Below are 20,962 nucleotides of genomic sequence, written 5' to 3'. Positions count from 1 at the left end.
CACAGAATATGAAACTCAGTCTGAAAGATGAATTGAAAGACTTACCCAAAATTTCGGTTGTTATGCCGATCAAGAATGAGGCGCGGTATATTGCCCGGACTATCGAGCAGATATTGAGCCAGGATTATCCCGACGATAAAAAGGAAATTCTGGTTATCTGTGGTCAATCGGAGGATAACTCCACCGAAATTGTGGCCGGAATTGCCTCCCAAGACAGCCGGGTAAAGCTTTTCCCCAATCCGGTCGGGCGGTCATCAGGTGGAAGAAATATCGGCGCCAAAAGAGCCACCGGTGAGATTATTACTTTCATCGATGGGCACACATTTATCGAAAGTAATCAACTATTATTGAATACCGCCCGGCTTATGGCGGAAAAGGGTGTTTCCGTGCTCAGTCGCCCGCAATTTTTGGAGCCGCCCGATAACACCCTTTTCCAGCAGGCCGTGGCGCTGGCCAGAAAGTCGGCCATCGGTCACGGACCGGATTCGACCATCTATAACAATAAAGAAATGTATGTGAATCCGACCAGCTCCGGGGCTTCGTATAAAAGGGAAGTCTTTGAAAAAGTCGGCTATTTTGATGAAAGATTCGATGCTTGCGAGGATGTCGAATTTAATTATCGGGTATCGAAAATCTGGAATAAATCGTTTACTTCGAGAGGGCTGGCAGTCAAGTATTATCCCAGGGAAACCCTGGCAGCCCTTTTCACGCAGTTGAAACGATATGGTATCGGGCGGTTTCGGCTGGCCCGGAAACACCCCGGAACGCTTGGAATAGGGACGCTCATAATAGCCCTCTTTACCGCCGGGCTTCCGATTTTAATTTTTCTGTCATTTTTCCGGTCATTGGCCTTTTTTGCTCTGCTGGGTTCGGTCGGTCTTTATTTGTTGAGTATTCTCTTCTGGTCGGTCGCAGTTGCGATGAGGAAAGGGATGAAATATCTGCCGCTTCTCCCCGCCATCTACCCGACCATACATTTTGGCCTCGGCTGGGGCTTTCTTGGAGAACTCTGGCGGACAGTGACCGGCCGAGGAATCTCTTTCAAATCGAAGGAGAAGCCAAATTAATCCTTCCGATTTGACGTAATTCCATTAAATCTTAACTGAATCTGACGATTTTTTTATATACCGATGATTCATTTGGGTTTATATTTTGACCCGGCATCGACATTGAACCGGAAGTCATCAGCGAAAGCGGAAAAGTTAAATGACAGATTCAAGAAATTTCGAAAGACATATTATAGTCACCGGCGGGGCGGGATTTATCGGTTCCAATTTGCTTCTTTATATGGTGCCTAAATATCCACAGTATCTTTTTATTAATGTTGACTGCCTGACTTATGCCGGAAACCTCTCCAGCCTGACCTCCGTCGAGAAAGCGGCCAATTATCGGTTCGAGAAAATAAATATCTGCGATTATCAGGCCCTTCAAACCTGTTTCGAAAAATATGATATCGATTCCGTCATTCATCTGGCGGCCGAATCGCATGTTGACCGCTCGATTGTCGGCCCGGCTGAGTTTATTCGCACTAATGTGATGGGCACTTTCAATCTGCTGGAACTGGCCCGGAAAAAATCGGCCGGGAAAAGGAAATTCCGGTTTCACCATGTTTCCACCGATGAGGTTTTCGGTTCACTGGGGGAAAGCGGGTATTTTACCGAATCGACGCCATATAATCCCAATTCCCCTTATTCGGCCTCCAAAGCCTCGAGCGATCATCTCGTACGCGCTTATCACAAAACATATGACCTTGATGCCGTTACCACCAATTGCTCCAATAATTATGGCCCGTATCAATTCCCCGAGAAATTGATTCCGCTGGTTATCCGCAACGCCCGGGCCGGGCTGCCGCTTCCGGTTTATGGCGATGGTCGCAATATTCGCGACTGGCTCTATGTTGAGGATCACTGCCGCGCTCTTGATCTGGTTTTTCATCAGGGGAAGACCGGCGAAACCTACAATATCGGCGGCCATAATGAAGTTGAGAATATCGAACTGGTGAAAATCATTTGCCGCATCATGGATGAAATGATCGGCGGGGAACCAAAGGAGCGGTTGATAACCTTTGTGAAAGACCGGCCGGGTCATGATCGCCGCTATGCCATTGATGCCTCATATATCGAATCACAATTGGGCTGGAAACCTCTTTTTACTTTCGAAAAGGGAATTCGCAGGACGGTGGCCTGGTATCTCGAAAATGAGAAGTGGTTGGAGGATTGTATCAGCGGCCATTACCTGAAATATTATGAGGATATGTACTCAAATAGATAGGATATAAATATGAAGGGTGAAGTAAGAAAAGGGATCATACTGGCGGGCGGACTCGGAAGCCGCCTCTATCCGGTGACTCAGGTGGCCTGCAAACAACTTCTGCCGCTCTATGATAAGCCGATGATTTATTATCCGCTGGCGACGCTGATGCTTTTTGGGATCACCGAAATTCTAATCATCTCCACCCCCAAGGATACGCCGATGTTCCGGGAGCTTCTGGGCGACGGGCGTCAATTGGGCCTCAATATCGCCTACGAGATTCAGGATAAGCCATCCGGTATTGCCCAGGCTTTCCTCATCGGGGAGAAGTTTATCGGGAATGAGAAGGTGGTTCTTATTCTGGGCGACAATGTTTTCTATGGTGTCTATGATTTTCTCCGTCATGCGCGCAGTTTCCGGGAGGGCGCTCTGGTATTTGGCTATTATGTTCGGGATCCACAGCGATATGGGGTGGTGGAATTCGATGAGGCAGGGCAGGTAGTATCGATAGAGGAAAAGCCGAAACAGCCCAAATCCAACTATGCCGTCACCGGCCTTTATATTTATGATTCTGAGGTGGTCGAAATCACAAAAAATCTGAAACCCTCGGGGCGTGGGGAGCTTGAAATAACCGATGTCAATAAAGCGTATCTTGAGCGAGGGAAATTGCGGGTGGAAAAATTGGGCCGGGGGATCGCCTGGCTCGATACCGGCACTCACGAAAGCATGCTGGATGCGGGCAATTTTATCGCGACCATTGAAAAAAGACAGGGGCTGAAGATCGCCTGCATTGAAGAGATCGCCTACCGGATGAGGTTCATCAATCGGAAACAGATTCACAATGTGCTGGACGGTATGGCTGATAATGAATATAAAAAATATCTGCTTGAAGTAGTGCACGAGGTCGAAGGTGAGCAAAAGAATTCTGGTGACCGGGAATAAGGGTCAGCTCGGCACCGATCTGATGACCGGGCTGGCCGGCGCATATGAACTTTCCGGATTCGATATTGATGAGGTCGATATCTGCGATTCCCGGCAGGTTCTTGATTACATAAAAGCCGGAAATCCGGAGATCGTGATTCACGCCGCGGCTTTTACCGATGTTGACCGCTGCGAAACCGACCGCGAGACCGCCATGGCGGTCAATGCGGCGGGGACCGAGAATATAGCCCGGGCCTGCCGCGAAATCGGCGCCGGAATGATTTATTATTCGACCGATTATGTTTTTGACGGCTCCAAAGGGGCGCCGTATATCGAGACCGACAAACCCAATCCAATGACTATTTACGGGAGAAGCAAGCTGGAAGGGGAAAGGCTTGTGGCTGACTGCCTGCAGGATTTTGTCATTCTTCGTGTCGCCTGGGTTTACGGACTGCACGGCAGGAATTTTGTTAAGACCATGATTAGATTGGGGCAGGAGCAAATAGCGGCGCGGCGATCGGGGCTGCATATGCCATCACTCAAAGTGGTCGACGACCAAATCGGCAATCCAACCTGGACATACGAGATTGTGCGGCAGACGCAGGTTGCGCTTGAAAATAACCTATCCGGATTATTCCATAGCACTTCCGAGGGGGCGGTCTCGTGGTATCATTTTGCTCGAGCCGTTTTTGAAGAGGCGGAGATGGAGGTTGATGTTGTTCCCTGTACGACCGAGGAATATCCCCGTCCGGCGCCCCGTCCAGGATTCTCGGCGCTTGAAAACAAGAACCTGAAAGATGCAGGTCTAAATAAGATGGTGGATTACAGAGTGGCTTTAAAGGAATTCGTTAAACAGAATGGAGCGATGCGGAAAATATGAAATGCGAAATAGACGGCGTCATAATTAAAGAGTTGAACCAGTTTGATGATCGCCGCGGCTGGCTGATTGAGCTTTTCCGTGATGATGAAATCGAGGACAGATACCATCCGGCAATGGCTTACGTCTCCATGACCAGACCCGGGGTCGCGCGCGGGCCGCACGAGCATCGCGACCAGTCCGATTATTTTTGTTTCATCGGCCCCTCCACTTTTCGGCTCTATCTCTGGGATACACGCCCCGACTCACCCACCCGGGGAAAATCAGTTACTCTTGATGTCGGCGCCGAAAATAAGGTTTCGGTCATTGTCCCGCCGGGAGTGGTTCATGCTTATAAGAATATCGGCCAGGTCGACGGCATCGTCTATAACACGCCCAACCGTCTCTACGCCGGGCAGGGGAAAGAAGACCCGGTAGATGAAATCCGGCATGAAGATGACATCGATTCACGTTTCAAGATGGATGATTGATTATCCATTATCTTTACCTTCCGATAGAGATTAAGTACATTAATCGGTCAATCCCGAAGGCGACGGCATCCCAGTTGAAAGAATTTTTCATCGCGATGATTCTTTTCTTGACATCTCGATAAAAGCGTCATATTTTCCCGGTTAATATGATGACTGGATTACTTCACGCAACGCTTTTAGCCGGAGATGCTATTGACCTCCCTTCTGGTCATACCTGTGCTTTACTGCTAACGTTTTAGATTCGTTTTTTACAGAGCCGTTGTTTCTGCGCCGGCCCGATTTTATTCGGTTGCTGTCGCACTACAGTGGTACACTCTTGGAGCACCTGTGTCCGGGGAAGGAGAGGAGTTGTTGTGAGAGGAATTTTAGTCATCGGGTTGATTTTGGTGGGGATGGCGGCACAGGCCGGCCAGCATGTGGTTACCTCGCTGCCATGGACTTTCCGGTCAGGCGACCACAGCAGTGATTTATGGGACACGGTTACAATTGCCGGGACGAAGCTTTCCTCGGCCGCTGACGGTCTCATTTTCACTCCCGATTATCACCTGCCGCTGCATCACTGGTATATTAATCTGGGGAAGGACACTCTCGAGTTTGGGACCGCTGGAGGAAGCAATCTGGAGGGAATAGTAATTAACTCAATTGCCGGTTATCCCTTCCATGATATCGTTGTCGAGGGGGGATGGATTATCCATAAACCGCCCCGCAATAACGACAGCACCATTAAATATAACAACTGTTTTGAATTCGGCGGCTCGGACCTGCTGGTGAAGAATGTCAATATGCGTGCGGCGGGTTGGTCGGGGAAATGCGTGACGGGCAATGGGTATGATATCGAGATTGATGGCGGGACCTTCCTGAGCGATGTCAGTTACTATGACAGCCGCTGCCAGTTTGATGCCCTCATAATGGATTTAGATGGATCCTTCGACAGCGCCTTTGCCGCGGCGAACGGTCACAGTTATAATCTCAGGGTGCATGGGGTGACAATTTATAAAGCACCTCATGCCGGAATCAGGATGGCCTCTTCAGGGACCAGCCGCGGGGTTTTTCAAATCTACGATTGCAATCTTCAGGGCGACGCCCGCAACTTGAAATACTCATCTTATAGCGGTACCTGCGCCTCCAGTTCCAACCCCTACATGATTGCTCTTTCGAGGCCGGGGGGGGGCACCGATATTCATCATAATGTAATAGCCAGCGGGACAACTTACGGCGGATGCCGCGGGATTTTGGTCGAGCATGCCGCCGGCAATGAGGCCGATTATGTCCGGATTCATGACAACAATATCAGTATTCATGAAGGCCCCAATGTCGAGTACAGCGAAAATCAGATGGAAACTCATGCCCTGAGGATAAGAAACGGCTGTCATCATGTCTATGTCTACAATAACACGATTACTGCGACCGGGGATGCCAACATAGCTTCGCCAAGTTATGGGCGTTCGGTGACCCCGTTTCGGTATTCGGCGGGAGAAAATGACGGCGTTGTCAATACGTTCAACATTATTGAGAAGAATACTTTTCGGGCCAAATCGCTTACGGCCGGGGTCACCGCCTATGGCGTGGTTTTCGATGCTGTCATGATCTATGATACCACCCTGATATTTCGCTATAACCGAATCGAAAGCGATAATATTCTGGTGAAATACGGCGAAATAAACGACGGGGCAAAGGGAATTACCTTGTACGGCGACACACTCAAATTCCTTTCACCGGCCTATTCCCCTCAGACGTTTCATGTGGGACATCTTTGCAACAATTTTGACTGTTCCCGGAACTTCGCCCGCGATATAGTTTACGAGGGCGGGGCCTCGGATACAAATATCATCATCTCCTGTTCGGCGCAGGGGCAGATGGAATTGGGGTTGCAGAGGACAATCAGGGTAAAGGTGGTGGGTAACAACGGACTGCCGGTGGCGGGGGCTTCCGTGCAGGTCAGCAATAACTACCGGCGCACAATTCTGGCGGGATTTACCGGCGCCACCGGAGTGGTCAGCGGCCCGGCCACATACTGGTGGCAGTCGCGGGTTTCTGACTCGCTTCTTTATAATCTCTTTGCCATCAAAGCGAAAAAAGGCACGGACAGCGCCTCGATTTCCTATCGGGTCTCGGCCATCTCGTCGCCGGTTGTTATTACGCTGACCAAGACCGCCGGTGATAGTTCGCTCTGCGACACCTGCGATGTACTTTGCGGTGATGTCAACGGCGATGATCTAATAAATGTCATGGACATCGGATATCTTCTCACTTTTCTGTACAAGAATGGCCCGCCGCCATTTTCATTCGATGCCGCCGATGTCAACAATTCCGGAACGATTACTCCGGCAGATGTGACATATTTGATAAATGCTCTATATAAGGGCGGTCGTCCACCTATCTGCCAATAGCAATTGCGAGCGGTATTCCTGGAAATCCCCGGCCGATCGGCCGGGGATTGACCGAAAGATAATATTGAGACCGGCCTTATTTCCGCCGATTGTTTTTTCCCAAAACCGTCTCGAGCGGCGTATATTAGTGTCCGAAAAGAATGACCGAAATTGCCGATAATCTATATATTCGGCAATAATTGATAAATAGAAATATTTATCCGTTTGAGATTTTGTAATTGGGAAACAGTAACTATTTAATAATCGTCTATGGTTAAGTCTGTCGCCAGTGAAGCCAAGTTAATCGCCCGGCATTCGGTCATTTACGGGCTGTCTAATGTGCTTGACCGGATGGTCGGTTTCCTGATGCTTCCGGTCTATACTCGTTTTTTGACCCCCTCCGACTATGGCATCATGGAACTAATCTACATGACCACAAGCATCATTTCTCTGGTTGTAGGGTTGGGAGTCGAGGCGGCGGTGGGGCGGTTTTATTTTGATTATGCCGATGAAGGTCAGCGCAAGAAAGTAATCAGCACCGCCATTATCGGGTACGGCGCGATGGTCTTTGCCGTTATTCTGGCGATGATTCCCTTTGCGAGCCCGATGGCCAGGCTGGTGCTTGATTCGGCCGAATATGCCGATCTGTTTGAAATCGCCCTGCTGACTCTGGCCCTGGGAATAGTTCTGCCGATTGTCTATGCCTACATGAGAGTGAGGCAGAAATCGTTCCAGTACATGATTACCAAAGTGATGATGACTGCGGCCGGCCTGGGGATGAATATCTACTTTGTGGTTTTCGCCAAAATGGGGGTCTACGGGATACTTATGTCAAACCTTCTGGCGCATCTAATATTCACAGTCGTGTTAAATATTTTCACTCTCAAACAGACCGGGTTCCGAGTCGATTACAAGCTTCTCAAGGAAATGTTGAAATTCGGCCTCCCGTTGATACCTTCAAATATCAGCGCCTATATCGTGCAGGCATCGGACCGGTACTTTGTCAAACAGTACGGCAATATTTCCATGACCGGCCTCTATGCTATGGGGTACAAATTCGGGACGCTGGTCAACCAGTTTGTCACTTCGCCGTTCATTCAGATATGGAGTCCCCGCCGCTTCGAGTATTTCGGCAAGGAAGGGTATGAATTGATCTACGCCCGTATTTTCACTTATTTCTGCATCCTGAGCCTTTTTGCGGGATTGTTGATTTCGCTTCTCTCCAAGGAAATAATCCGTTTTATGGCCACGGAGCCGTTCTGGGCGGCATACAAGGTTGTCCCGATTGTCACCCTGGCCTATATAATCTTTTCTTTTCATTATCATTTCAATGTCGGGATTATGATGAAGAAGGCGACCAAGTATATCGCCTATGTCAATGTCACTAACGGCATACTCAATCTTGTCCTGAACTTCATTCTCATCAAAAAATATACAATCTGGGGTGCGGCGGTAGCCACACTGCTATGTTTCATTTTCAAATCCAGTATGACCTACTATTATTCCAACCGCTTATATAAGATTCGTATGGAGTGGCGGCGAATAGTCATGCTTTTCGCCACCGCTTTTGCCCTTTTCTTTGCCGCTTTCTTTATCGAGACCGGCTCGATCTGGGTCAATCTGTTGTGCAAGGGAGCAATCGGACTTTCATTTCCGCTCGTATTATACTTCGCGCGGTTTTTCACCGATGAAGAGATAAAGAGAATCAAGCATATTATCAAAACGAGGAAATTAGAGTTTGAGTGATGATACAGTCAAATCCCAATTGTGGATGTAATAAGGAATTGAGCGATGCCTGATCTTATGCAATGGTTTGCCAGGAATGTAGTTTTTCCGACGGAGGCGATCTGGATCGGGAGTACCGCGCCGGCTCACCTGCGGGAGTTGGAAAAGACGCAGTTCTTGCCGGCCGGCGATCTGGCCGAACTTCGTTTCCGCCGGTTGAAATCGATTCTCAAGCATGCCTATGAAAATTGCTCCTTTTATACCGAGCGATTCAACAGGTATCAATTCAATCCCGGTCGGCTCCAATCGCCCGATGACATTCTGGTTCTTCCGGTTTTGACCAAAAAAGATATTCAGGAAAATAAAGAACAAATTCGGGCTCGGAATTATTCCGATGCCATGCTGGTGCCAAATAAGACCGGCGGTTCGACCGGAAGCCCGCTTTTCTTCTACCTCGATAAGGATCGCCGCTTTTCCCGGGAGGCGGCGACTATTCGGCATAATCGCTGGACCGGATGGGATCTCGGCACACAGACCGCTTTCCTGTGGGGGCATCGGGGTGATCATTCCGGAATGGATAAATGGAAAGCCAAGTTACGAAATAAATTTCTGGATCGGAATATTCCGCTGGATACCTCGAGTATTACCAAAGAGAAGCTGGCGGCTTTCAGGGAACGTCTGAAAAAACTTCGTCCGCCGATTTATATTGCTTATTCCAATTCGATCTTTCTCTATGCACGGTATTTAACCGGGACCGGCCAGTCGGATTATCATCGACCGAAAGCGATTATCACGACCGCCGAGATTCTGGCACCGGAACAGAGGGAATTGATTGAAATGACCTTTGAATGCCGGGTCTTCGATCGCTATGGCTCGCGGGAAACGAGTGTCATTGCAACTGAATGCGAGAGGCACACCGGTTTGCATATCTGCGCCGAGACTTTTTGGGTGGAATTTCTCAAGGAAAATAAGCCGGCCCAGCCGGGGGAGTTCGGCAAGGTAATAATTACCGATCTGCTGAACTACGGCATGCCGTTCATCCGGTATCAGATTGAAGATGCCGGAGTTCCTTCGGCCGAGGAGTGTTCCTGCGGACGAGGCCTTCCCCTGATGAAAATGGCGGCGGGAAGAATGACCGATTTTCTGGTCACGCCCGACGGAAAAATAATTTCCGGAGCGGCGCTGACTATTTATCTGATCGCCAACGCCCCGGGGGTCGCTCAGGCACAGTTGATACAGGAGAAAAAAGACGAGATATTATTCAAGATTGTCAAAGGCGAGACTTTTGGGGATCAAACCCTCCGTTTCTTTGAAACGGAAATTCCCAAATTCTTTGGACCGGCAGTCAAATATAGTCTTGAATTTGTCGACCATATACCGTTGGAGAGTTCCGGCAAGTACCGGTTCAGCATTTCCCGGATTGATCCTGCGGAGATGTTCTAAACGGTTGGTGAAAGAGAAAAATGGTCGGCCGTGAAATTGGAGAGAGAGATGACTGAAAACAGAAAGAAATTTTTGGGCATAATCGGCGGAATGGGAGCGGAAGCCGGGGCGGCGTTATACCAGCAAATCATAAAATTAACTCCGGTGGACGTTGATCAGGATCATATTGAAACTCTGGTTTACTCCAATACCAATATCCCCGATCGAACCAAGGGAATTTTGAAGCAGGGGCCGAGTTCATACCCGTTGCTGCGCGAGGCGGCCAAGCTTCTGGATCAAAACGGAGTGGAAATAATCATTCTCGGTTGTGTCACCTCGCATTATTTTATCGAGGATCTTCGCAAAGAGGTTCGCTGCGAAATACTGAGCGCGGTTGAAGAGACCATCGAGCGAATAAAGCAGACGACCCCCGACACTCGGAAAGTAGGCGTGCTGGCCACAACCGGAACTATCAAAACCGAGCTGTTTCAGAGCGCGCTTCGCCGGGCCGGGCTTGACCCGCTGGTTCCTCCCGATAATATTCAGGAAAAATATGTTATGGAGGCGCTCTATGCCCCCAACGGGATTAAGGCCGGATTTCAGCAGCCGGCCCGGGATAAAATGCTTCTGGCGCTCAACTGGCTGCTGCTCAACGGGGCCGAGGCGGTGATTTCCGGCTGCTCCGAGTTTCCGCTTTTATTTAGTCAGGATGATTGCCTGGTGCCTCTGATCGACGCTATGGATGCACTTATACGTACGACCATTCTCAAGTGCACAGGGAAGAAGGCCATGGAGAAGCCTCATTGATCCATGAAGAGCCGGTGAAACAACTCAAACGACAGAACCGAGGTCAGGGTGGCGATATTGTTCACTCCCCGTCGCTGCTGTCTTAAGAGAAATTCGATATTGTTCCGGTCAAAATAGCCCCGCCGATAAGTGCGGTCATCAAGCAAAATGCTTTCATAATAATTGCGAATTCTTTTGTCGCTGCGGTACCATTGATTGTAATGATTATAGTTTTTGGGATTATAGAACCTGATGTTCCCGCCTGAAAGCCTTTCAATATAGTACTTAATACGGTTCGAGTAGAATTGATATTTCTGTTTGTAGCGAGAGGGTTTGCGGTAGAGGTCGACGCCGGTTCCCTGATAGGTGATATGTGCCAGATCGGGAAGTTTGGCTTTGAAATATTCGATGAAAAACATTCGCGATGGTTTGAGCCGGGCGGGAAGCTTGAGAAAAAATTCGAGCAGGTGGTCATCGGCCAGAGCAAAATGATCATGCCAAATAAAGCGGTTGCAGTCAACCAGATTCATATAGCGGAAAATCCTATTCCGGATGAAAAAGACGTCTTTCTGGTTGCAGAAGAGAGGAGAAACCCCGAGGCAGCCGGAAAATTCCTCATCGATCGAGGGGAGATAACGGTTTCTGATCTTTCCGGCGAATTCGGGATGCAGAAAGCTGTCGGTCTTATCCTCTGACAAACCGCCCAGCGAAAAGCTTATGCGGCGTAATTTTTCACTATGGTCGAGGTTTTCCACAATATCGTTCAATTTGAAATAGGAGGAGATACCCAGAAGAATGGCGGGGCTGGCATCAACCATCCCGTCAGTTAGGTAGACGAACTTTTCCGCATAATCGACCAGCCAGTGAGGATCAACATCAATGAAACGGAAATTTTCTATTTTGAGCTGATCGGCCACCTGCCGCGCGATTTTGCCATCCAGGCATCCTTTCCTGCCGTGCGTGAAGGCAAAAGGCTGGAGACCGGCCTGGACGGTATGACTGATGATGAACCGGGAATCAAGCCCGCCTGACAGAGGAATAACAATCCGGCCTCCCTGGCTGATTCGTTTGCGAATTAATTCCCGATATATGGCATCGGCTTCCTCAATAAGTGCATTCAAGGATTCCTTTGATTCTTCTCCGAATTGGTAGTCCCAGTAATGTCTGAAGCCGACGCGGCCGTCTTTGATTGATATCTCCTGTCCACCTTGAAGTATAGCTGCATTCCTGAAAAAAGTTTTATTCCCCAGCGGATAGCCATAGTTGAAGTAATCGGCCACAGCGTCGAAATTAATGTCTCTGGGAAACCTCTCATAAGCCAGAAAAGCTTTTACTTCGGTCGAAAAAAGGAAAATCTCGGCGTCCTCAAAATAATAAAGCTGGCGATGCCCGAAACGATCATTACAGATAATAGCTTCTCTTCTGCTCGAGACAAATATGGCAGCGTTGAAAGAACCATCGATTTTGTCCGGCAGATCATGCCCGTATCGCTCGTATATTTTTATGAGGTGCGCCGCCTTATCAGGAATCTCTTGCTCTTCTTCCGAACCAACATTCTTCCAACCATATATATACCCGGAAAAAGCCGCGGCGTAGTTTCCTGAATCGTCGACCGCCATTCTCTTCTCTCCGGGAACGGGCAGGCCGATATTTCCCAATCCGAACCACTCGGCGGCATGAATCTGACTGACATAATGGGGATTATGGGCCAGGCGATGAAGCATTCCGCGGAGGAGCATCTCGTTGTCTTCTTTCTTTCCGCCCTTTTTCCTGACAAATCCAAAAATTCCCGGCATTCATTCACTCCATACTGGCTGGTTTGGCCGATTCTGTCCCATTCAGGGAGCAGAAGGTATTTCGTATATTTAATATACCTGTTACGATATTTCAAGACAAGCTAATGACCTCGGCAAGACGGTTCTCTTTCCATCGCCAGAACTCATATTTGCAAGGGAATTCAGGAACTCTCTTATTTTGATAAATGCCTTGACTAATTCGAGAATATTGTGTAAGTTGTTAACATGTAAAGTGATGTGAATTTTAATGAATATGTGACTAATTAAGTGGCATTTAGCTTTTGCCCCGACCGTTAGATTGACGGTCATTTACTTGCTCGAATTACTTATTTGAATGACTGGTGACACTTGACAAATTTTCCGCGTTGGTCCCGCCTTTCGGGAGTAGCCATATCCTCCGATTCCCTCAGGAAACGGCCATGGACAATGGTTATTAATTTCATATTGGCGTTACTGCTTTTTTCCATTTCGATTTCCTCAGCGGAGCATAATGCTCAGGGAAGCCTGGCCGGCGTTTCGGGTTATGCCCCCGGTCAGGTTTTGTTGCGCTGGACTGCTCCGGGAGATAACGGATATACCGGTCGGGCGGCAGGCTACGAAATGCGTTTTCAACTGTACAGCCGCGGTGAGATCAATACCGACATGGAATGGTATTTGGCCGCGCCTGTTCCCGGGCTATCGCTGCCATCAACGGCCGGGGCAATCGATTCAATTGTGGCGGGCGGCCTGACTTATGGGGCCACCTATTTCTTCTGTATCAGGGCTTATGATAACTCAGGCAACTACTCCCAATTATCCAATTCCCCATTTCTGACGGCAGGCGATACCCTTTCCTGCGCCTATAATCCGGGCAATGCCAACGGAGATGGGATAGTGAATATTATGGATGTCAGTTTTCTTCTGAATTATCTATATAAGGGAGGTCTCGCTCCATACCGATTTGAGGTGGCTGATATCGATGGTTCAGGGTCCATTGACGTGCGCGACATCTCCTATTTAATCCGTTTTATTTACCGGGAAGGGCCGGAGCCTCCCTGCCTTTCTTATTGAGCAGTGTCTGCTCTTTCCAGCAAAATGTTTGTGGGGCGCAATTTTCGCTTTGTCTCAGGATATAAAATCGTATAAAATAATCGTGTTTGATTTGCAGGAGATTAGTCGATAAGAACTTTAAAGGATATTCGAACGGGTATCAGAGCATCAGAAATGGGATGTTAAATGAATAAGAAATGGAAATTCGCTCTGGTGGCCTCTTTGATCGGAAATCTCCTTATCGTTTATGTTGCCTATAAAGCATTGGATTATAGGAGTCACGTTAACTACTTTCTTGACAGGTACTTATATGAGGCTTCCGGATTTTCCGGTCGAAACGTATATGTTGAGGATAATAATCGATTGAAAAACCTGATAGACTCCGGCAAGCGAGTTATTTTCCTTGGCTCACAGATTACCCGGGGATGGATATTGGAAAGATATTTCGTGGGACGGGAAGCAATCAACCGTGGGATTTCTGGGCAGAGAATCGGCGGATACCTGCTGCGGTTCTGGCCCGATGTAGTGGAATTGAAACCGAGGGCCGTTGTGATTGAATTCAGTTCCTATAATTTCCGTCCCGAAAACACAGTCAAAGAGATTGAAGATTATATTACGACCATGACCGAGATGGCGCGAGGTCACCATATTGTCCCGATTTTGACGACGGTTATACCAGTTCGCCGCGATTTTGATGCCGGATTGGAAGTTCCTTATGAGGTGCAGGATAGTTTGAAGCAATACAATCAATGGCTTTGGGGATACTGCGGCGAGAATGGCTTGAAATGTCTCGATTTTTTTGGCGCCCTGGCGGATAAGGATGGATATCTGCGCCCCGAATATTCAGCCAGCCAGATTCAGTTGAGCCCGGCCGGATACGACACGATTTCGGCTATTACAGCCGCGGCGCTTGAGGAAATTGTATCAATTGCCGGCGATAAGTAAAGGTCAATGATAACCAATTCAAAGGGAAACTGATTATGAAGACGCTTATCATAATAATCCTGGTTATTTCGATAATCGGGAATATTATCGGAGCTTATATCCTGTATAAGGCGATGAAACTGAAGAATGAAGTGAAGTCTCTCCAGCGGTACCATAAAGATTTGACCGCCAAATATGAAGCCCTGAAGACTGATTTTTCCGGCGCTTCAGCCTATGCCGAGGATAACCGTCGCCTTCTATCGGAGACGACACCCGAACAGCGCCGGGGCATGACCATCTTTTTCGGAGCATCAATCACCAGGGGGTGGGATTTGGCCCGGTATTTTCCGGGACAGGCATTTGTCAATCGTGGTGTTGGTTCTCAGACCGACCAGCAACTCCTGACCAGATTTCCGGCTGATGTTATTCAACTCAATCCCGGCCGAGTGGTCATCAAGTTTTGTTCCGGTAATTTTCGGCCGGGGGCAGACCTGAAAGTGATGTGGGATGCTTATGAAATAATGGCCATGACCGCCCGCGCCCGAGGGGTTATTCCGATTCTGGCTACGGTGATTCCGGCAACCAGGGGAGCCGAGGAATTTGCAGATTTCAGTATTGCGGCGAGTGTCAAGGAATTCAATCAACGTATCAGGAAACTGGCGGCAGAGCAGAAATTCGGGCTGGCCGACTATTATAAAGCGATGGCCGATGGTGAAGGATGCCTGCCGGATTCACTGGCTCGGGATGCCATCCATCCCAATGAAAATGGATATGCCGTCATGGCGGAAGTCATCAAACCCGTTCTGGAGTAACCGGTGGAACGGCCTAACGCCATGATTCGTTCCGGACGATAATTGTATATTGAGAACATGCGGACGATGAAGGTTCCACGGCGGTCAAAGAAACGATATGCAGATTGATTTGAATAATATCAATGCCCCGAATGAAAAGGTGCTGGAAAAGCACGGTTACTTTGAGCGGGAGGGGAAGCATCTTTACTGCGCCGAATATCTTCCCGCCTCAGGCGCCGAATCCGGATTTGTTCTCTGCAGCCCGTTTGGTGAAGAGAAGGTGCGGACACTGAGGGTATATGTCTCATTTGCAAGGGCGCTGGCATCTCTGGGCGTGGCTGTTATATGCTTCGATTACTATGGGGACGGCGACAGCGAGGGGAATTTTGAAGAGGCCACTTTTGATGACAGAACAGCTGATATCAGAGCAATTTATAATGATTTTAGAACAAAACATGCTCTAAAAAAGATGGGATTGATGGGGTTGCGCTGGGGGGGAACGCTGGCTGCACTTCTTTCCGAAGAGTTGCAGCCTGAAACCCTGATTCTTTGGGAACCGGTAATCGACACCGCCAAATATTTCTATGATCATCTCCGGGCTTTTCTGGCCTCACAGATGCTTATCGAAGGGAAAGTGACCAGGAACCGGGAGGAGCTTATAAAAGAGCTGGAAGGGGGCAAAATCCTGACGGTTGAAGGATACAATCTAACCGGCCGGTTTTTCTTTGGAGCGCGGGAAGCAACCCTGAAAGGGCGGAAATATGATTACAGAGGAAATTCTCTGATCATTCAGATTTCGCCCAGTCCGGGGAAAATTCGCCCCGAACTGGAGGAATTGAAAAGCAATCTGGGCAATAGTGAATTGGTGTCGCTACCTCGCGAATTTGAATGGGAAAAGACCGAAACCTGGCGGCCGGCGCCGCCGCAGCTTTTCGGTGAAACTTTTAATTTTCTTGATAAGAATGGTTTTTTCGGAAGAAATACTCAGTCTTAAGAACGGCCGCGGGGAGTTGATGTATGGTATTATTCATCACCCCCCGAAACCCAACGGCGCGCTGGTCGTGATGTTCAATATTGGTCTGCACTATCGGGTCTGTCATTCCCGTCTGTTTGTGCGGCAGGCGCGTGAGCTGCAGCAGGAGGGCTTCACGGTGGTCCGGCTTGATACTTCCAAAGTAGGTTACAGTCATGGGGAAATCCCGGTTGGCCGGGCAATCGATTCTTATGATGCCGTTCAGACGGGTCTTTTTGTCGATGATGCGCTGATTTTTCTGCAACATTTGCGGGAAAAACTGCGGCCGACCAAAGTCCTTTGTACCGGGCTGTGCGGCGGCGCCCTGACCGCGATCATAACGGCGGCCCGCGACATGAATGTCGATGGGGTGGTCTTTATTGCCGGGCCGGTGACGGTTACCTCGGCCGAATATGAACTCTCCACCCTGCATCCATTCCATGCCGACATTATGGTTGCCGGATATATGAAACGTCTCTTGCGCCCGGACGCCTGGCTGCGATTTTTCTCGGGGAGAACTTCCTATCGCGATCTGCTCCGATCCTTTAAAGTGAAGCTCACTCACAAGCTCCGACCGCGGAGGCAAAAAACCAAAAGCGAGTATGATGATGTTCTGGAACCGGAAGAAGATAAGGGGAATCGTTTCAATCGGGTTTTCTATGAGTCGTTCGATAGCCTTGTCCGTTCCGGGAAACATACTCTTTTCCTGATGCCGGAACTGGACCATGCCACCTATGACTTTGATAATGTCTTCGCCAAGCCCGTCCTGAGGCAATACGCCGAATTCACCGGCTACTACAGCGTGGCTCGCATTCCGAAGGCCAATCATACCTTTTCAACCCCGATCTCCACCCGGCAATTGTTCGATACCACGGCGCAATGGCTCAAAAAGCGACTGGAATAGGTTATGACCAAACTGGTCGTTGTCATAATCAACTGGAACACTCGCGACCTCACCCGGAACTGTCTTCAGACGCTGTTTCCGGAATTAGAGGGAATGGAAAGCGAGGTGTGGGTGGTGGACAACGGCTCGACCGATGATTCGGTGGAGATGATAAAAAAGGAATTTCCCACCATCAAGTTGATCCCTAATAAAGAAAATGTTGGATTTGCACGGGCCAATAATCAGGTGCTCCGAGAAGCGGCAGGGGAATATTATCTTCTTCTCAATACCGACACTTTGATTCCAGCGGGTTCCATTAAGGCTCTGGTTGATTGCCTCGATAATAATCAAGAGGCTGCGGCGGTCGGCCCCCGTCTTAAAAACGCGGCGGGCGCGGTCGAGCGGCCACTTAAGCCGCTTCCGACCTTAAGTGGCGAACTTCGCTATTGCCTGGCAACCCACTTCTTTCCTTTGAATGGATTATTTCGTTTTCTCTTTGGCCGCCGCCGTACCGATTGGACGAAGCTGACCGAACCGACAGCGGCTGAGGTACTTTCGGCGGCCTGTCTGCTCATTAGAAAAGCGGTTGTTGACAGAATAGGTTTTCTGGCGGAAGACTATTTTCTTTTTTCAGAGGAAAATGATTATTTCTATCGCATGAGACAGGCGGGATTCAAGGGATTCTATCTGCCGAGCGCGGAAATTGTTCATCTCATAGGTATGAGCCGCAAGAAACGGGGCCGCACCGATTCCGAGGTCAATTTCTTCCGGAGTCGCATGCATTTCTTTCACAAGTTCCATCGCAACACTATATTCATGTTTAAATCTATATATGCTTTCTTTTTTTGCTGGTCGTATCTGATGGCCGGAATATTCCGGATCATCAGAACCGGTCAGGAAAACGAAGATTTTGCCGTCTATAGCGCCCTTCTGAAAACGCTTTGGAAAGGGGGCCGGGTTTGAAGAAGGTATTGATCGTCTCGTATGTTTTTCCGCCCATGGCGGCGGTGGGAGGACAGCGGGCGCTGAATTTCTGCAAGTTCCTGCCCCGGTATGGGTGGACTCCTGTTGTACTGACAATTAAGGGGGGAATAAAAATTTCCTGGGATGAGACCCCATTGCAGAAAATTCCCGAAACGATTATCTATCGGTCGGCGATTTTCGAGCCTAAGGCCTGGTGGGAGTCGAGGCATCATGGTCCTCGACCAACTTTCAAGCCCAAAAATGAAAATAGCCGATCGGGGTGCGCACCGCCGAAACTGTCCCTATTGCGCAGGCTGAAAAGATTCATTCGGTTCATGTTATCGGTTCCCGATGCGGGGATATTCTGGGTGCCGCTTGGCCTCTGGAAAGGTCTTCGGGCAATTCGCCTGGAAAAAGTCTCGATTATCATGTCAACTTCGCCGCCGGTATCGTCCCATATTCTGGCCTCACTTCTTGCCCGCCTTACCGGATTGCCGCACCTGGTTGATTTCCGCGACCTCTGGACTTTAAATCACAACTATGACCAGCGGGGATACCCGGAGTACATTCGCAGATACGATGCATCCTGGGAGCGTCGGGTTTTGCGCAAAGCGGCCGGTGTCATGACCGCCTCGCCCGGGTTCACCCGTCAGATGCAAAACCATCTGGGCGGGATGTTGCAAAACAAGACGTTTACCATTACCAACGGTTTCGACTATGAGGAAATCGACCTCAACCGGGAATTCCCCAGGATAGGCGAAGAGAAAATGAGATTTCTATATACCGGGACTCTCTATAGTTTTTTCAATCCCGTATTTTTTCTGGAGAGTCTGTCGCTCTGGATAAGAGATGCCGGGATCGACCGCGGCACGCTTCAGGTGGATTTCTATGGCAATTATGACTATGATTATACTCTCTGGTTAAAGGAATTGGAGTTGGAAGGAATCATCTTTTTCCATGGTTTTATTCCGCGAGACCAGCTTCTGCCGATTTATCATCAGGCCGATTATCTCTTGCTTTTGCTTGGATTCCGCGAGCAGAACCGGAATGTCATACCGGCCAAGTTGTTCGAGTATCTCGCCTCGGGGGCGCGGATTCTTGCCCTGGCGCCGGAGGGTGTGACCACCGAACTAATAAAAAAATATGAGGCCGGATTCTCGCTTTCCATCCCGGACAAAGATGCCATGAAAGACCTGCTCGGCAGAATTTACAAAGATTGGCGGAAGGATCCTGCGCGAAAAAGGAAATATCGCTATATTGAGGATATCGACCGAGCGAAGCTGACCGGTCGCCTCGCCGAAATTTTGGAGACCATGGCGGCCGCTCGGGGAAAATAGATTGAGAGACAATGCCGCTAATTAATTAGTGAGGATTTTGCAGGAAAATGTCTGAACCTTTTAAAGCAAATAAAACCGGGCTGGCCATTACCTCGCGCCATTTGTTGCTTAGCGGATTGATATTGTTGTGCGTTCTGGTGGCCGTTCTGGCCTGCATTGTCGATCCCCGCTATTTGCTTGTCGCGATCGGCGGAATGCTGGTCATATTCCTGATGATCAAATACGATTATTTCGGGTTGATGGTCTATCTGGTGGTCTTTTTGATCCGGCCGGGCGAGACCTATACGGTTTTGAATACGATTCGGCTGGAGCTCGTGCTGGGCGCATCGCTTTCTTTTCTCACCCTTCTGAAGAACAAATTCCGTTATGGCCAGTTCACCATACCCGATAGCAAACTCAACACCGATTTTCTGCTGCTTCTGGGGGCGATGTTCCTTTCGCTGGCTTTTTCCGCCTGCAAGGATTGCACCACCAACAGCCTTATGGATATGCTGAAGCTCGGCATCTTTTACCTGCTGATTATTCTCCAGATTGATTCCAAGAAAAGATTGGAAATATTTTTCTGGCTGTTTATAATTGTCAATGCCAAGATGGCCTTCGATGTCACCTATGGTTTCTATCATGGGCGGGCCATTTTCAATCAGGGGTTGAACCGTGCTAAAGGGATCAATTCGACCATGGATAATTTCAACGGCATCGCCATAACCATGAACACGGTTATTCCCTTCGTCTATTACCTGTTCCTCCACTATAAGGCGTTCTGGAAGAAGGCGATCATGGGCGCGATCCTGATCCTCTTTTTCTGGACTCTCATCATCACCGGCTCCCGGGGCGGACTTCTGGGGTTTCTGGCCATACTCGGATTTATCTGGTGGCAATCTCGTCACAAACTGGTTATGGCAGTGGCGCTTGCTTTTCTGTTGATAGCCGGGTGGATGAACCTCGGAGAGGACAGCAGGGCGAGGTATTCATCGATATTGGATGACAATCTTGATGCTTCCTCGGAGAATAGAGTCAAGGCCTGGAAAGACGGGCTGGAATTATTCGTCACGCATCCTTTGACAGGTGTCGGTGCCGGGGCATTTGCCTGGGCGAGGGTGGAAAGGTTCGGAGTATATCTCAATCCCCATAATCTCTATATTCAGGTTATTGCCGAACTGGGGGCAATCGGGACTTTAATTTTTGCCATGTTCCTGATAGATATATTTAGAATAAATCGCCGCATTATTAAGAAAGTACAGGTCAGGGGCTCGCCCCATGCTCGTCTGGAGCCGTTCGCCAGAGCGACTATCATAGCCTGTCTCTCGCTTCTGGTGACCGGCGTTTTCGCCCATTCGGCGTACCGGTACACCTGGTATCTCCTGGCGGCCTTGACAGTGGTTTCACAGCAATTTGCCAGAATGGAAC

Annotated in this window: 18 protein-coding genes; 17 read left to right on the top strand and 1 reads right to left on the bottom strand. The window is 49.1% G+C overall.

Annotated features, from left to right (window positions below; genetic code table 11):
• Positions 1-8 precede the first annotated feature (8 nt).
• From NT002_14160 to NT002_14120, 9 genes are all read left to right on the top strand, one after another.
• A complete protein-coding gene (locus NT002_14160) occupies positions 9-1,067 on the top strand; it encodes a glycosyltransferase (GenBank protein MCX6830406.1) in 1,059 nt (352 codons plus the stop codon).
• A gap of 139 nt (positions 1,068-1,206) precedes the next feature.
• Positions 1,207-2,271 carry a dTDP-glucose 4,6-dehydratase gene (gene rfbB / locus NT002_14155; GenBank protein ID MCX6830405.1) on the top strand — a complete coding sequence of 355 codons (1,065 nt, stop codon included), beginning with the start codon at positions 1,207-1,209 and terminating at the stop codon, positions 2,269-2,271.
• Between the two features lie 9 nt (positions 2,272-2,280).
• Positions 2,281-3,192: a glucose-1-phosphate thymidylyltransferase RfbA gene (gene rfbA / locus NT002_14150; protein ID MCX6830404.1), complete on the top strand. Its 912-nt coding sequence runs from the start codon at positions 2,281-2,283 to the stop codon at positions 3,190-3,192.
• Positions 3,161-4,051, top strand: a complete 891-nt coding sequence (rfbD, locus tag NT002_14145; GenBank protein MCX6830403.1) for a dTDP-4-dehydrorhamnose reductase — start codon at positions 3,161-3,163, stop codon at positions 4,049-4,051. Before rfbA ends, rfbD begins: the two co-directional genes overlap by 32 nt.
• Positions 4,048-4,518: a dTDP-4-dehydrorhamnose 3,5-epimerase family protein gene (locus NT002_14140; GenBank protein MCX6830402.1), complete on the top strand. Its 471-nt coding sequence runs from the start codon at positions 4,048-4,050 to the stop codon at positions 4,516-4,518. Before rfbD ends, NT002_14140 begins: the two co-directional genes overlap by 4 nt.
• Before the next feature lie 353 nt (positions 4,519-4,871).
• Positions 4,872-6,908, top strand: coding sequence for a dockerin type I repeat-containing protein (locus tag NT002_14135; GenBank protein ID MCX6830401.1), 2,037 nt, complete (start codon positions 4,872-4,874; stop codon positions 6,906-6,908).
• A 249-nt stretch (positions 6,909-7,157) separates the two neighbouring features.
• Positions 7,158-8,633 (top strand): oligosaccharide flippase family protein, encoded by a 1,476-nt coding sequence (locus NT002_14130; GenBank protein MCX6830400.1) that lies wholly within the window; start codon positions 7,158-7,160, stop codon positions 8,631-8,633.
• A 45-nt stretch (positions 8,634-8,678) separates the two neighbouring features.
• Positions 8,679-10,055, top strand: a complete 1,377-nt coding sequence (locus tag NT002_14125; GenBank protein MCX6830399.1) for a hypothetical protein — start codon at positions 8,679-8,681, stop codon at positions 10,053-10,055.
• A gap of 48 nt (positions 10,056-10,103) precedes the next feature.
• Positions 10,104-10,841, top strand: coding sequence for an amino acid racemase (locus NT002_14120; GenBank protein MCX6830398.1), 738 nt, complete (start codon positions 10,104-10,106; stop codon positions 10,839-10,841).
• Here the strand turns inward: NT002_14120 and NT002_14115 are convergent.
• Positions 10,835-12,616: an asparagine synthase-related protein gene (locus NT002_14115; protein MCX6830397.1), complete on the bottom strand. Its 1,782-nt coding sequence runs from the start codon at positions 12,614-12,616 to the stop codon at positions 10,835-10,837. The two genes, NT002_14120 and NT002_14115, sit on opposite strands and share 7 nt — an antisense overlap.
• A gap of 426 nt (positions 12,617-13,042) precedes the next feature.
• On the opposite strand from NT002_14115, the gene NT002_14110 reads away from it, so the two are divergent.
• The 8 genes from NT002_14110 to NT002_14075 form a co-directional block, all read left to right on the top strand.
• Complete coding sequence (locus NT002_14110) at positions 13,043-13,666, top strand: dockerin type I domain-containing protein (protein MCX6830396.1); 624 nt, start codon at positions 13,043-13,045, stop codon at positions 13,664-13,666.
• Positions 13,667-13,831: 165 nt separating this feature from the next.
• Positions 13,832-14,590: a GDSL-type esterase/lipase family protein gene (locus tag NT002_14105; protein ID MCX6830395.1), complete on the top strand. Its 759-nt coding sequence runs from the start codon at positions 13,832-13,834 to the stop codon at positions 14,588-14,590.
• 35 nt (positions 14,591-14,625) lie between these two features.
• Positions 14,626-15,381, top strand: coding sequence for a GDSL-type esterase/lipase family protein (locus NT002_14100; GenBank protein ID MCX6830394.1), 756 nt, complete (start codon positions 14,626-14,628; stop codon positions 15,379-15,381).
• A gap of 97 nt (positions 15,382-15,478) precedes the next feature.
• Complete coding sequence (locus NT002_14095; GenBank protein ID MCX6830393.1) at positions 15,479-16,354, top strand: alpha/beta hydrolase; 876 nt, start codon at positions 15,479-15,481, stop codon at positions 16,352-16,354.
• Positions 16,296-17,276 (top strand): alpha/beta hydrolase, encoded by a 981-nt coding sequence (locus NT002_14090; GenBank protein ID MCX6830392.1) that lies wholly within the window; start codon positions 16,296-16,298, stop codon positions 17,274-17,276. Before NT002_14095 ends, NT002_14090 begins: the two co-directional genes overlap by 59 nt.
• 3 nt (positions 17,277-17,279) lie before the next feature.
• A complete protein-coding gene (locus tag NT002_14085; protein ID MCX6830391.1) occupies positions 17,280-18,218 on the top strand; it encodes a glycosyltransferase family 2 protein in 939 nt (312 codons plus the stop codon).
• Complete coding sequence (locus tag NT002_14080) at positions 18,215-19,555, top strand: glycosyltransferase (protein ID MCX6830390.1); 1,341 nt, start codon at positions 18,215-18,217, stop codon at positions 19,553-19,555. The genes NT002_14085 and NT002_14080 overlap by 4 nt, the downstream gene beginning before the upstream one ends.
• A 47-nt stretch (positions 19,556-19,602) precedes the next feature.
• Positions 19,603-20,962, top strand: a 1,360-nt coding sequence (locus NT002_14075; GenBank protein ID MCX6830389.1) for an O-antigen ligase family protein, incomplete at its 3' end; no start/stop codon positions are given.

The sequence above is a fragment of the Candidatus Zixiibacteriota bacterium genome, from assembly GCA_026397505.1.
GTDB lineage: Bacteria > Zixibacteria > MSB-5A5 > GN15 > PGXB01 > JAPLUR01.
The sequence above is the reverse complement of the archived record's forward strand: the minus strand, read 5'-3'. Positions and strand labels throughout refer to the sequence as shown.